This window comes from Streptomyces sp. DSM 116795 (genome assembly GCF_055792905.1).
This window is the reverse complement of sequence record NZ_CM147707.1, coordinates 5,194,579-5,208,518: the sequence shown is the minus strand read 5'-3', so window position 1 is coordinate 5,208,518 and position 13,940 is coordinate 5,194,579. Positions and strand designations below refer to the sequence as shown.

Sequence of the window (13,940 nt, the reverse complement as noted above, 5' to 3'; positions counted from 1 at the left end):
ACGCGGCGCGCTCCGTGCGGCCCGTCGTGGTCCCTAGCGCGGCGTCACGATCAAGTACTCGGCGGGTTCCCGTTCCACGGCGGTCATCAGTGCCGTACGTACGATCGCGGCCTGCTGTTCCAGCGATTCGCGGAGCTTCACCGGCGTGAGATGGACGACGGTGATGCCGAGCCCTTCCAGTGCCTCCCGCTTGCGGGCGTACTCCGACCAGTACGCGTCGTGGTCGAGGTGCGGGCGGGGCGTGCGGGTGTCCAGTTCGAGAGCCACGGCCTGATCGGGCCAGTAGGCGTCGACGCCCCCCAGGTGAGGGCCGCCGGGGAGGCGGAGGTCGACGTTCCAGCAGGGGTCGGGAAGCCGGTGCCGGAAGACCATCTCGTAGAGCATGCCCTCCGCCAACGCACGGCTTTCCGCCACCAGTTCGTCGACGGCGTCCCTGACGTGAGGCCTCCCGAGGAGCCTCGCCCTGAGCAACTCCCCCACGACGGCGCCCGCTTCGCAGTGCCCTCCGCGCAGGGACTCCACGAGCAGCCGCCGCACCACTCCGGCGTCCGTGAGCTGCGCGACGGTGTCGGCGAGAGCGCGCGCCGCGGGCGCCACGGGCAGGCCGGTGACCTCTTCGGGGTCGGGCAGGCTCTGGCCGCGGACGATGCGGACGCACCCCGTGGAGCGCAGCCGCTTCGTCCGCGGTACGAGTACGTCGATCCGGTCCAGGGCGCGCAGCGAGGGTGCGCCGGTGAAGCCGTGCAGGGTGAGCGCGGCGAGGCCGGTGATCATCGCCTCCGGCAGATGCGGGGGCGGGCAGTGCCGGACGGCGGGTGCGACGGACGGCAGCGCGGGCGGAAGCACCGCGGGGGCGGGCGGGGATGCGCCGGCGGGCGCGGCCTGTGCCGCGGTCGTGGAGCGGCCGGTTCGCGTGTCGGGTCCCTGCTGGGCGGGGATCGCCGGGAACTCGCCTCCCGCGTAGAGCAGTGCGGCGTGCAGCCGCTCGTCGCTGGTCGGCGGGCCGGAGTGCAGCAGGTAGACACCGGGAAGCAGCAGCTGCCAGGGACCGCCGGGGCGGCAGCGCTCGTTGGCGGCGCCCAGGGAGACTCCGTGCTCGCGGAGCGCGTCGGCGGTCAGCACGCGGCGCTGTGCCGCTTCGGTGAGGTGGCTGAGGGGACGGGGGGAGAGCGGGGTGTTGTGCGTCATGCCGGGCCGATTCCCTGCCCCGTACCGCCTACCAACCTCTGTTACGAGCTCGTCGCCAAAGCCGGACAACTCTGCCCTAAAGTACGCACGTTCGACTGCCGATCAGGCTCGCGCGCCGGCACGTGTTCAGCGCGTGCGAGGCCGTCGCCCGTACGCGCGGGCCGGTTGGGGTCAGGAGAGATGCCCCGGGAGATGTCAGGACACGGGAGGACTCGTCCAAGACGGATGTCCGTGCGGTCGAGGAGGCCCGGAGAAGTGCACATCCGGAGAGCAGAGCACCCGGAGAGCAGAGCATGTGGAAGGAACCGGCCGGGCCGGAAGAGACCGGGAACGAAGGGGCCCGGAGAGGAGAAGACGACTCGGGCCTGTGGCGCGGGCTCGCGCCGGGGGTCCCGGCTCGGGCCCCTGGCTTGGCTCAGTGCTGCTGCTTGCCGTTGCCGGGCCGGCCGCCCAGCATCACGAGGACGGAGATCAGGAGGAAGATGCCGATCGGCGCCGCGACGAACAACCCGAGGGTCTCGATGACGCTGATCCCGGGGCCGGGGTCGTCGCCGTCGTCGGGGGCGACCGCGAAGGCCGGGGACGACACCGTCAGCATCAGCGCCGAGGCGGCGGTGACGGTGCCGGCTCGCAGTACGTTCTTCTTGACCTTCGAATTGACCTTGTCGCTCACACCGTCAACATAGCGGACCGCTCATGGCGCCGCTCTCCCGGGTCTCCCCGGGCGGCCGCCCGCCCCGCCGAAGCGGGGCGCGGCTCGGCGACAGGTCTTGTGGGGGCGCCGGGTCCGGGATCAGATCTCGGTGCTGTCGGCACCGAAGCCGTTGCCGGTGGGCTCACTGGTGAGCGGCAGCTCCGCGAGGGGCGGCTCGCTGGTGAGCGGGGCGACGTCGGCCAGGGGTGGTTCGGAGGTGAGCGGCGCCTCGAAGCAGCCGCACGAGCACGAGCCGTCAAGTCCGGAGTCGGGGTCGGACACACCGGACAGGTCTACCGGCTCGTGCCCCTGTTTGGAGAGCGCCTGCTGTTTCGAGAGCACCTGTTTGGGGAGCGGGGTCAGCACGGCGAGAAGCTCAGCGGACGCGGCCACGGCGGGCCTCCGTTCGTTGACGTCGGATGGTCAGGTGGGTGGCCCTACCCAGTCGAGCCGCACGCAGACGTAATCGGGGGCGGAACGTGGCCGAGGTCACGTTTCCCTCCGCAGGCGATTTGCCTGCGCGCCGCGGCGAGCGGCGAACGGACGGCGGGATTCCGGGCCATCTCGCACGAAATTTTACAGCCCACTCACCGAAGGTCACCACCGGGCGGCCCGATTGCGGCACTTCACCCGTTCCCCTTCACGTCTCCCGGCCGTACGCACTCGACATCCGTCACTGCGCGTACGCGGCCATGAGAGCGCTGTGCGCACCGGGTTGCGACTCACCGTCACGGTCCGCACCGGAGCGTGGCAGAGGCCGCGCGCCCGGCGGCAGGCGGGCACCACATCAGGACCCCGCCAGGAGGGGCGCCAGAACCCCGCCCGGGACCCCGCCGGAACCCCGCCGATGCCGCGCCAGGAACCGGCGCGGCACCGGCCCGCGTCCAGCAATGGTGGAACCTGGCAGCCGTGAACGGCCGCCGCTCCGGCCCGCGTTGACACGCTCCATGCGACGGTGATGAGCTCGCCTCGAAGTGTGCCTCGCGGACCGGGTGTTCAGCTCTGGTGAACAATGTGACCGATGTGAGCGATCTGAACGGCGAGACCGGCACGAGACCGGCAAGGGCCCTTCGGCGGTGACTTCGTGAAGCGGCCCGACGGCGGAACCTGGAAGCGGCTCGGCCGTGGACCGGGAACCGCCGGACGGCAGGCGGATACCGGCACGGGGAGGACTGGAGGACGTCGTGGGCGCAGCTGCCCAGGGGGACAGAGCACGGCGGCGGGCGGGAGCGACCGCGCTCACCGCGGCCGTCATCGGCGGGCTTCTCGGCGGCATGCCGACGGCGCAGGCCGCCCCCGCACCGGACCCGGGCGGCAGCTCCGCGGGAGCCGCGGACCACGAACCGGACGGCGAGGAGACGAAGGCCCGCGGCTCCTCCGTACCGAAGGTGTGGCCGCGCCCGCAGTCGATGGACCGTCGGGGCTCGTTCGTGGCGGTGGGCCGTGATGTGACTCTCGTCGCGGACGAGGGCACCGACACCGCCGCTCTCGACGCGCTGAGAGCCGCGCTGCGCGACGCCGGCGCCCGCGGCATCGACGAGGTGCGTCCCGGGCAGCCGCTGCCCCGCGGGGGCGGCCTGATCGTACGCGCGGACGCGGCCTCGGCGCCCGAAGCACTCCGCGCGCTGAAGGCTCCGCCGCGCGGCGATCTGCCCCGGAGCGGCTACCGGCTCGCCGTCGGCCGGACCGGCTCGCGGCCCACCGTCGCCCTCGAAGGGGCGGACGCCGACGGCCTGTTCAACGCCGCGCAGACGCTGCGCCAGCTCGTCACCGAGGGGGACGGCCGCCGTGGCTTCGCCGGCGTGACCGTACGGGACTGGCCGACCGCTCCCGTGCGCGGCATCACCGAGGGCTTCTACGGCAGCTCCTGGACGCAGCAGGAACGCCTGGAGCAGCTGGACTTCCTCGGCCGCACGAAGCAGAACCGCTATCTGTACGCCTCCACCGACGACCCGTACCGGCAGTCCTCCCGCTGGCGCGACCCCTATCCGGCCGCGGAGCGCGAGGAGTTCCGCGCGCTGGCCGAACGGGCCCGGCGCAACCATGTGAAGCTCGGCTGGGCCGTCGCCCCCGGTCAGGGCATGTGCTTCTCCTCCCCCGCCGACCGCCGCGCGCTGCTGCGGAAGCTGGACGCGATGCGGGCGCTGGGCTTCGAGGCCTTCCAACTCCGCTTCGAGGACGTCAGTTACAGCGAATGGCACTGCGACGAGGACGCGCAGAAGTACGGCTCCGGGCCGAAGGCCGCGGCGCGTGCCCACGCCGAGCTGGCCGGTGACGTCGCCCGCCATCTCGCCGCGCGCCACCCGGATGCCGAGCCGCTGTCCGTCATGCCGACCGAGTTCTACCAGGAAGGCGACACCGACTACCGCACCGAGCTCGCTCAGAACCTCACGCCGGGCGTGGAGATCGCCTGGACGGGCGTCGGCGTGGTGCCGCGCACCATCACCGGGAGCGAACTGACCGCCGCGCGCTCGGCGTTCCACCAGCATCCGCTGGTGACGATGGACAACTACCCCGTCAACGACTACGCGCAGGACCGGATCTTCCTCGGCCCCTACCGCGGACGGGAACCGGCCGTCGCCGCCCGCTCCGCGGCCGTACTGACCAACGCGATGAAGCAGCCGACCGCTTCGCGCATCCCGCTCTTCACCGCGGCCGACTACGCCTGGAATCCGAAGAGTTACCGCCCCGAGGAGTCCTGGCAGGCGGCGATCGACGAGGTCGCCGGCGGCTCCGCGCAGGCGCGCGAGGCCGTGCACGCGCTCGCCGGCAACGACGCCTCCTCGCTGCTCGGCGGAGAGGAGTCGGCGTATCTGCGGCCGGTACTGAAGGACTTCTGGAACGCCTACGAGGCCGCCGACCCGGAGGAAGAGGCGTCCGCGCAGCGCTTGCGTCGCGCCGCGGACCGGCTCCGCGACGCCTTCCGCACGATGAGCACCGCACCGGAGCACGTCCCCGAAGGTCTCGCACGCGAAGTGCGCCCGTGGCTGGAGGAGTTGGCCCGGCACGGCGAAGCGGGCGAGCAGGCCGTGAAGATGCTCACGGCGCAGGGCCGCGGCGACGGCGGCGGCGCCTGGGACGCACGCCTGGCACTTGAGCGGCTGCACGGGGAGGCCGAGGAGCGCGGCAGGCCGTCCGCGACCGTCGGGAAGGGCGTGCTGGCGGACTTCGTGAAGCGGGCGCTGAAGACGTCCGACAGCTGGACGGGCGCCGGCTCCAAGGGTTCGGGACGGCACCGGGCCACCACGCAGGGCGGTCCCGCGGCACGCCCCGACTCCCCGGCCGAAGCCGCCGTCGACGGCGACCCGGACACCGCCTACCGTGCCGAAGCCGCCCCGGCCGCCGGGTACTTCGCACCGCGCGCAGCCGTTCCCGGTGCCTCGCTGCCGGGCGGCCTCGGCCGCTACGGCGACCCCTCCGGCGACCCGCACGCCCCGGATGACGGACCGTCCGGCACCCCGGGCGGTGGCGGCGACGGCTCCGGGCCGGGCACTCCCGCGCTCACCGTCAGGCTGCCCGACCGGCGTCCCCTGGAGGCGGTCACCGTGCAGACGGGCCCGGGCTCCGGCACCCGCGCCCGCGTCGAGGCCCATGTGCCGGGCGAGGGCTGGCAGCGTCTCGGGCCGCTCTCCGGGAGCGGCTGGACGCAGCGCGAGGGCCGCGGGCTGCGGGCCGACGCGCTCCGTCTCGCCTGGTCACCGGGCTCCGACGAGCCGGTCGTACACGAGATCACGCCCTGGTACGCGGACCGGCCCGACGCCTCTCTCTCCCTGTCGAAGGACGACATCTACGCCCCCATCGGCGGCGGCAAGGGCGAGGTGACCGCCGAACTCGAGGGCCACCGCCCGTCCGACGTACGGGGCAGGGTGGCCGCCGACGCCCCGGGCGGCTTCACCGTACGCACCCCGGAGCGGACCGTCGTACCGCGCGGCGGGTCGGCGCGGGTTCCCGTCGAGGTCGAGGCCGACTCTTCGGTGAGGCCCGGCACCTACCGCATCCCGCTCTCCTTCGGGGACGAGAAGCGGACACTGACCGTGCGCGCCTTCCCCCGTACCGGCGGGCCGGATCTGGCACGGGAGGCGGAGGCGTCGTCGTCCGGCGACGAGGCAGGCGAGTTCCCCGCGTCAGCCGTCAACGACGGCCGCGGGGACACCCGTTGGTCCTCCCCCGCCGAGGACGGCGAATGGGTGCAGCTGAAGCTGCAACGCCCGGCCAGGCTGGGCGAGTTGGTGCTGCACTGGCAGGACGCGTACGCGAAGCGCTACCGCGTGCAGGTCTCCCCCGACGGCAAGCGCTGGCGCGACGCCGCGAGGATGCAGGACGGAAGGGGCGGCCGGGAGACGGTGCGCATGGACGCGCCGGAGGACACCCGCTACGTACGGATGCAGGGCGACGAGCGTGCCACGCGCTTCGGGTACTCGCTCTGGTCGCTGGAGGCCTACGCCGTGCGCGAGGAGACGGCGCGGGGCCGCTGACCGGGGCACTGGACGGGCGGCTCAACGGGCGGCTGCAGGAGACGCCGCCCGCTGGGCGCGACGGTGTACCCACGGCCCCACCCCCGCCCGCCGGTGTTCCGGCCGTGAGAACAACGAAGCCCGGTCTCAGGCAGTAGCTCTGCCTTCGATCCGGGCGAGGGCGTCGTCCGCGCCGTATGGCTGTAGATACGGCATCCAGCGCGGGTCTCGGTGCCCCGTGCCGATGATCCGCCAGGCGAGGCCCGACGGCGGCGCGGGTTGATGGCGCAGCCGCCAGCCGATCTCGGCGACGTGACGGTCGGCTTTCACATGGTTGCAGCGGCGGCAGGCGGCCACCACGTTCTCCCAGGTGTGCTGTCCGCCGCGGCTGCGCGGAATGACGTGGTCGACGCTGGTTGCGATACCACCGCAGTACGCGCACCGGCCGCCGTCGCGGGCGAAGAGCGCCCGGCGGGTCAGCGGAACAGTGCCCCGAAAGGGCACCCGCACAAAGCGCTTCAGCCGGACGACGCTGGGGGCGGGTATGACGCGGGTCGCGCTGTGCATCAGGGCGCCGGACTCCTCGATGCTGATGGCCTTGTCGTTGAGCACGAGGATGAGGGCGCGTCGCAGCGGTACGACACCGAGCGGCTCGTACGACGCGTTGAGGACCAGGACATGCGGCACGGTGCCTCCTTGTACGTCTGCGGCGCGTGGCTCGCGCCGGGACGATCTGTACTCAGTGTGGCCTGCGCCCTGGTCATTCCGCCACCACGACCGCGTAACGCCCTGAGCGTGTTTTCAACCACACCCCCTGGCTCCCCCTTGAACTTCTGCCCCGCTTCCGAGCAGTCAAGACGTCACGAACCGTGAAGCGAAGCGGCCCCCGGAACGGCCGGATACTGCCCATTCGAGCCGCTCCCGCCGCTTGTGAAGGGCGTGCGCCGTTAGTGTGGTTGCCGCGTTCGGGGTCCGCATCGACGGGCTCACGGCGCTGGGTTGACCCTGGCTCTCCCGCTCGGAAGGTTCTGCTGTGTTCAGGCTGATCGGCGCTGCTTCTCCGTCCACGCCCGCAGGCCCGTACCGCGCGGGAGCCGGAACGGCGGACGGCGGCGGACAGGACCCCGGCGCCTCTCTCGAGGACGCTCACGAGTCGGCCGCCGACGCGGCCGGGTGGATCGAGCAGAACTGGTCGGAGTGGGTCTCCGCCGGGCTGCGCATCCTGCTCATCGCGATCATCGCCATCCTGCTGCGGTGGGTCATACGGCGCTCCATCAGCAAGCTGATCAAGCGCGTGAACCGCAGGGCGGAGGCCGCCGACAGCGCCAACGCGCTGCGGGGTCTGCTGGTCAGCGGCGAGCGGCGGCGGCAGCGCTCCCAGGCGATCGGCTCGGTGCTGCGCAGCACCGCGTCCTTCGTCATCATCGGCACCGCACTGCTGATGGTCCTCTCCGACCTCGGCATCAATCTCGCGCCGCTGCTGGCCAGCGCCGGTGTCGCCGGTGTCGCGCTGGGCTTCGGCGCGCGCGACGTCGTCACGGACCTGCTGGCCGGGATCTTCATGCTCCTCGAGGACCAGTACGGGGTCGGGGACCGCGTCGACGTCGGCGAGATCTCCGGCACGGTCCTGGAGATCGGGCTGCGGGTGACGCAGCTGCGCGGCGACGGCGGCGAGATCTGGTACATCCGCAACGGCGAGATCAAGCGGGTCGGCAACCTCAGTCAGGGCTGGGCGACCGCCGCCGTGGACGTCCTGGTGGGCCCGCGCGAGGACCTCGACGAGGTGCGGGCCGCCATCGTCTCCGTCGGCGAGGAGCTGGGCGGGACGGAGCCCTGGGACGAACTGCTGTGGGAGCCCGTCGAGGTGCTGGGCCTGGATTCGGTGACGCTCGAAGAGATGGTCGTGCGGGTCTCGGCGAAGACCATGCCGGGCAAGTCGCTGCCCGTGGAGCGCGAGCTGCGCTGGCGGATCAAGCAGGAGCTCGACAGGAGGGGCATTGTGAGCACGCCCCAGGAGCCGCTCGCCCTCGGCGCGGCGGGTGCAGCGGGTGCGGCCGGACCGGCCGCCGCTGCCCCGGAAGCGCGGACGGGCGTGACCGCCGCGGAAGGGGGCTCCGCTGCCGCCGGTGCCGGAGGCCGCCGTAGCCGGGTGAACAGCTCGGAAGTGACCCTGCAGAAGGCCCGCAAGTAACCCGGGGCGGCAGCCCGGCCCGTGGCCGGCCCGCGGTCCATTGACGCCGCCGGGCCCGGGCTCTACTGTCCGACGACAGGAAGGCTTCCTAACAGTGGTTGCCGAGCGTCGGAGGCAGAGGGCAGATGGCCGGTACGGCACCGGGGACCCCGCGAGTGCTGCGCGCGATGAACGATCGCGCCGCCCTCGACCTGCTGCTCGCCCGGGGCCCACTCTCCCGGGGCCGCATCGGCGAGCTGACGGGCCTGTCCAAGCCGACGGCCTCGCAGCTGCTGGCCCGTCTGGAGGCGGCGGGCCTGGTCGTCGCCACGGGCCGGAGCGAAGGCCGTCCGGGGCCCAACGCCCAGCTGTACGCCGTCAACGGCACCGCGGCGCACGTCGCCGGGGTGGACGTCAGCACGGCCCGCATCCTCGCCGCCGTCGCCGACATCACGGGCAGCCTCACCGGAACCTTCGAACTGCCCACCCCGGCCCGGCCGCCGGGCGGGCCGAAACCGGGGACGCCGGAGCTCGTCGCACGGGCCGTCGAGGGAGCCGCCGAGGCGGCCGGCGTCCGCCCTTCAGCGCTGCACCGCGCGGTGATCGGCACTCCCGGCGCCTTCGACCCCAGCACGGGCCGCCTGCGCTACGCCTCGCATCTGCCCGGCTGGCACTCCCCCACGCTGCTGGAGGAGATGGCCGCCGCGCTCCCGATGCCCCTCGAATACGACAACGACGTGAACCTCGTCGCCGTCGCCGAGCAGCGGCTGGGTGCCGCCGCGGGCGGACACGACGACTTCGTCCTGCTGTGGAACGAGCAGGGCATCGGTGCGGCGCTCGTCATCGGCGGGCGGCTGCACCGCGGCCGTACGGGCGGCGCCGGCGAGGTCGGCTTCCTCCCGGTGCCCGGCACGCGTCTCGTACGCGATCCCGCTCAGCTGGGCAGCGGCGGTTTCCAGGAGCTTGCGGGTGCCGGTGCCGTACTGCGCTGGGCGCACGAGCTGGGCCTGCCGTACGACCAGGACGACTCACCGCACAGGAGCGCCACGGCTCTGGTGAGCCGCGCCGCCGGTGCCGGGGAGGGGGCCAAGGACGAACCCGGGGACGAGCACGACCCGTACACCGGGCTCTTGCGACGGCTGGCCACCGGAACCGCCGTCGGGCTGGCGTCCATGGTCGCCGTGCTCGACCCGCAGCTGATCGTGCTGTCCGGGGGCGTGCTCACGGCGGGCGGCGAGCGGCTGCGGCGGCTCGTACAGGCGGAACTGACCGAACTGGCCGTGCCGAGACCCGAGTTGAAGCTGGGCGCGGTCACGCGTGACCCGGTGCTGCACGGGGCTCTGCAGAGCGCGCTGGCCATGACCCGTGACGAAGTGTTCGACACCTCACGCTGAAGCGGAAGGACCGGGACGGACGACATGAGAATCGCAGTGGTCGGCGGCGGCTCCACGTACACGCCCGAACTCATCGACGGCTTCGCGCGGTTGCGCGACACGCTTCCCGTCAGTGAGCTGGTGCTGGTCGACCCGGCGGCGGAACGGCTGGAGCCGGTCGCCGGACTCGCACGCCGCATCCTGGCCAAGCAGGGCCACGGCGCGACCGTCACCGCCACCCAGGATCTCGGCGCCGGGGTCGCGGGTGCCGACGCCGTGCTGCTGCAGCTCCGCGTCGGGGGCCAGACGGCACGGCACCAGGACGAGACGTGGCCTCTGGAGTGCGGCTGCGTGGGACAGGAGACGACCGGCGCGGGCGGGCTCGCCAAGGCGCTGCGGACCGTTCCCGTCGTGCTCGGCATCGCCGAGCGGGTGCGCCGCACCAACCCGGACGCCTGGATCATCGACTTCACCAACCCCGTGGGCATCGTCACCCGCGCCCTGCTCCAGGCAGGGCACAAGGCGGTCGGGCTGTGCAACATCGCGGTCAATCTCCAGCGCAAGTTCGCGAAGCTGCTGGATGTGGCGCCCGAGGAGGTCCACCTCGACCACTACGGGCTCAACCACCTCACATGGGAACTGGGCGTACGGCTGGGAGGCCCCGGCGGCGCGGACGTGCTGCCGCGGCTCCTCGCCGAGCACGCCGACGGCTTCGCGCTGGAGCTGCGGATGCCGCGCCGGGTGCTGGAGGCGCTCGGCGTCTTCCCGTCGTACTACCTGCGCTACTTCTACGCGCACGACGAGGCCGTTCAGGAGCTGCGTACGAAGCCCTCACGGGCGGAGGAAGTCGCGGCCATGGAGAGGGAGTTGCTCGCGATGTACGGCGACCCCGCGCTGACGGAGAAGCCCGCGCTGCTGAGCAGCCGCGGCGGCGCCTACTACTCGGAGGCGGCGGTGGCGCTCGCCGCCTCCCTGCTGGGAACCGCCGGCGAGGACAGCAGCCGACGGCCGAGCGTGCAGGTCGTCAACGTACGGAACGACGGCACTCTGCCCTTCCTCCCCGACGACGCGGTGGTCGAGGTCCCGGCCGAGATCGGCCCCGACGGCGCCGTGCCGCTGCCCGCGCCGCCCGTCGGCCCCGTCCAGACCGGACTGATCACACACGTCACCGCATACGAGGACCTGGCGCTCGACGCCGCCCTGCACGGCGGCCGCGACCGGGTCTTCAGGGCACTCCTCGCGCATCCGCTGATCGGGCAGTACGACCGCGCCGAGGCGCTGACCGACCTGCTCCTCGCCCACAACCGGGAGTATCTGGCGTGGGCCTGACGACCTCGGGGTGCCTCGCTCTCGACGCGGGCAACACGAAGACCGACGTCGCGGTGGTCGACGTCGGCGGCCGCGTGCTGGGCACAGCACGCGGAGGCGGTTTCCAGCCGCAGGTGCTCGGCGTGGACGCCGCGGTGAACGCGCTCGCGGAATCGGTCGGCAGGGCCCTCGCCCAGGCCGGAGCGGCGGCCGGGCAGCAGGTCGCGCACGTCTCGGCGTGCCTCGCCAACGCCGATCTGCCGCGTGAGGAGCGGGAGTTGACCGCCGCCGTCGTCGCGCGCGGCTGGGGCCGCACCACGCACGTCGCCAACGACACCTTCGCCATCCTGCGCGCCGGACTGCCGGACGACGGTCCCGTCGGGCACGGGGTGGCCGTCGTCTGCGGCGCCGGCGTCAACTGCGCGGGCCAGGACAGCGAGGGCCGCACCCACCGCTTCCCCGCCCTGGGCCGACTCTCGGGCGACTTCGGCGGTGGCGGCGGCCTGGCGGCGGAGGCCGTCTGGTACGCCGCACGGGCGGAGGACGGCCGCGGCGAGGACACGCAACTCGCACGGGAACTGCCCTGGCACTACGGACTGACCTCGATGTACGCGCTGATCGAGGCCCTGCACCTGGGAGATCTGCCGCGTACGCGGATGCACGAGATCACGCCGGTCCTCTTCGAGGTGGCCTCCGCCGGCGACGCGGTCGCCCGTGCCCTGGTACTCCGGCAGGCCGAGGAACTCGTGACGATGGTCACGGTCAGCCTGCGCCGCCTCGGTCTGCTGGAGACCGCGACGCCGGTGTTCCTCGGGGGCAGCGTCGCCGCGGCCCGCCATCCGCTCCTGCACGACCACCTCACGCAGCAGCTCGCCGTACACGCCCCGAAGGCCACGCCCCAAGTGGTCACGGCGCCGCCTGTCCTGGGCTCGGCCCTCCTCGGGCTCGACGCCGTCGGCGCACCGTCGCAGGCACACGCCCGTCTGCGCGCCCACTACGCCTGAACGCGCCGATCACACCCTGAACGCGCCCTGCCCCGCCTCCACTTGGCGTTACGTGGACACGGGGGCGGGGTGCGACGTACGACGTACGGGCCGGGGCCGGGCCGGGCTCTCTAGGTGAGGTGGAGGGTGATCGTCGTCCAGGCGCCCACGTGTACCTGGTCGCCGCTCTTGAGGGGGACCGGGACGAAGGGCTGGATCGGGTCCTCGGCTCCGTTGATGGTGGTGCCGTTCGTGGAGTCCTGATCGACCACCGACCAGCTGCCGTCCGGCTGCTGCACGAGCACGGCGTGCTGATGCGAGACACCCGGGTCCTCCGGAGTACGGGCCAGGTCGATGTCGGGCGCCTCGCCGGTGGAGTGGCGGCGGCGGCCGATGGTGATCTGGTTGCCGTTCAGGGGGAGTTGCTGCTCGGGCGAGTAGGCGGGCAGGTTGAGGTTCGAGGCCTCGGGCCCGCTGCGGTCCATCATCGCGGCGAAGTACGCACGGTCGGGCGCGATGACGGCCACCCACGAGCCGGAAGGCACCTGCTGCCCCGGCTGGCTCTGCTGACCCTGCTGACCCTGCTGGCCCTGCTCCGGTCCGCCGGGACCGCCCGGTCCGGGCGGCGGCGGGTACTGGTGCTGGGGCGCCTGGGGCTGCTGAGGCGGACCGGGCGGCTGACCAGGGCCGGGGCCCTGGTCCTGGAAGAGCGACGGAGCCGGTGGCGGCTGCTGCTGATCGTGCTGCGGGGCGACGGGCGGGGAGAGCGCCCAGTCGCCGCTCGGGGGTGACGGCTGCTGTGGTCCTCCGGGCGCCGGAGGCGCCATGGGCGCGCCGATGCCCTGGCTCTGGCCCGGGCCCTGCTGTCCCTGGCCGGGGGCCTGCTGTCCCTGGCCGGGGGCCTGCTGTCCCTGGCCGGGCGCCTGCCCCTGTCCGGGTCCCTGCCCCGGGTATCCGCCCGGGCCCTGCGGGGGCTGCTGCGGGGTGAGCGGTTCCGCGGGACGGTCCACCTGGGAGGGGATGTCGGAGTTGCCGTAGCCGTACTGCTGGTCCTGCCCGTGGGACGGTGCGCTGGGGAAGGGCGGCGGCGGAGGCGGGCCGGGCTGGCCCGGCTGACTCTGCGGACCGGGCTGCCCCGGCTGACCCGGCTGACCCTGGAACCCGGGTGGCGGCGGAGGCGGACCGGGCTGACCCGGGTGGCCGGGCTGGCCCTGGAATCCGGGCGGCGGCGGAGGCGGACCGGGCTGCCCCGGCTGACTCTGCGGACCGGGGCCGCCCGGGCCTCCGGGCTGGGGAAAGCCACCCGGCTGCGGCGACTGGTCCGCGGGTACGGACGCCATCGGCGAGTGGGTCAGAAAGTTGTAGCGGCAGCCGTCGCAGAACGGCGCCTGCCCCTCACGGGGCCTGCCGCACTGCGGGCAGGTCTCCCCCTGCGGCTGCTGAGGCGGAGGGCCCTGACCGCCGGGAGCGCCACCGGGCCCGCCAGGACCGCCGCTGCCCGGCCCGGGATATCCGTAACCCTGGGACGGAGGCCCGGGAGGTCCGGGAGGCACAGGCCCGCCAGGCCCGCCAGGCCCGTCCTGACCGCCCGGCGCGGAAGGCGGCGGCCCGGGGTAGCCGTACCCGCCTCCGGGAACCGGCGGCGAGGGCGACGGCGGCACCGCGCCGGCCGGTGCGGCGGATGCGTCGGCCATGCGGTGACCGCATACCTCGCACCAGTCGTCGACAGCCGACTGGTGTCCGTTCGGGCAAGTCGGCATGGTGAGTGCC

Annotated in this window: 10 protein-coding genes; 5 read left to right on the top strand and 5 right to left on the bottom strand. The window is 73.4% G+C overall.

The window, feature by feature from the left end:
* Nucleotides 1-33: 33 nt before the first annotated feature.
* The 3 genes from ACSMXX_RS22400 to ACSMXX_RS22390 form a co-directional block, all read right to left on the bottom strand.
* Nucleotides 34-1,188 (bottom strand): hypothetical protein, encoded by a 1,155-nt coding sequence (locus tag ACSMXX_RS22400; RefSeq protein WP_473180487.1) that lies wholly within the window; start codon nt 1,186-1,188, stop codon nt 34-36.
* A gap of 415 nt (nt 1,189-1,603) precedes the next feature.
* Nucleotides 1,604-1,861, bottom strand: coding sequence for a hypothetical protein (locus tag ACSMXX_RS22395; RefSeq protein ID WP_473180486.1), 258 nt, complete (start codon nt 1,859-1,861; stop codon nt 1,604-1,606).
* 120 nt (nt 1,862-1,981) lie between these two features.
* Nucleotides 1,982-2,275, bottom strand: coding sequence for a hypothetical protein (locus tag ACSMXX_RS22390; RefSeq protein WP_473180485.1), 294 nt, complete (start codon nt 2,273-2,275; stop codon nt 1,982-1,984).
* 791 nt (nt 2,276-3,066) lie between these two features.
* Here ACSMXX_RS22390 and ACSMXX_RS22385 point away from each other — a divergent pair.
* Nucleotides 3,067-6,357, top strand: a complete 3,291-nt coding sequence (locus ACSMXX_RS22385) for a beta-N-acetylglucosaminidase domain-containing protein (RefSeq protein WP_473180484.1) — start codon at nt 3,067-3,069, stop codon at nt 6,355-6,357.
* Nucleotides 6,358-6,483: 126 nt separating this feature from the next.
* On the opposite strand, the gene ACSMXX_RS22380 is transcribed toward ACSMXX_RS22385, so the two are convergent.
* The gene (locus ACSMXX_RS22380; protein WP_028435157.1) at nt 6,484-7,023 is read right to left on the bottom strand and encodes an HNH endonuclease; all 540 of its coding nucleotides are present in this window, start codon (nt 7,021-7,023) and stop codon (nt 6,484-6,486) included.
* A 355-nt stretch (nt 7,024-7,378) separates the two neighbouring features.
* Between ACSMXX_RS22380 and ACSMXX_RS22375 the strand changes: the two genes are divergently transcribed.
* From ACSMXX_RS22375 to ACSMXX_RS22360, 4 genes are all read left to right on the top strand, one after another.
* On the top strand, nt 7,379-8,527 hold the full coding sequence (locus ACSMXX_RS22375) for a mechanosensitive ion channel family protein (RefSeq protein WP_473184910.1): 1,149 nt from the start codon (nt 7,379-7,381) through the stop codon (nt 8,525-8,527).
* 125 nt (nt 8,528-8,652) lie between these two features.
* On the top strand, nt 8,653-9,900 hold the full coding sequence (locus tag ACSMXX_RS22370) for an ROK family transcriptional regulator (protein WP_473180483.1): 1,248 nt from the start codon (nt 8,653-8,655) through the stop codon (nt 9,898-9,900).
* Nucleotides 9,901-9,924: 24 nt separating this feature from the next.
* Entirely contained in the window at nt 9,925-11,208 is a 1,284-nt protein-coding gene (locus tag ACSMXX_RS22365) for a 6-phospho-beta-glucosidase (protein WP_473180482.1), read from the top strand.
* A complete protein-coding gene (locus ACSMXX_RS22360; RefSeq protein WP_473180481.1) occupies nt 11,199-12,191 on the top strand; it encodes an N-acetylglucosamine kinase in 993 nt (330 codons plus the stop codon). Before ACSMXX_RS22365 ends, ACSMXX_RS22360 begins: the two co-directional genes overlap by 10 nt.
* Before the next feature lie 110 nt (nt 12,192-12,301).
* On the opposite strand, the gene ACSMXX_RS22355 is transcribed toward ACSMXX_RS22360, so the two are convergent.
* The gene (locus tag ACSMXX_RS22355; RefSeq protein ID WP_473180480.1) at nt 12,302-13,930 is read right to left on the bottom strand and encodes an FHA domain-containing protein; all 1,629 of its coding nucleotides are present in this window, start codon (nt 13,928-13,930) and stop codon (nt 12,302-12,304) included.
* Nucleotides 13,931-13,940: the final 10 nt, after the last annotated feature.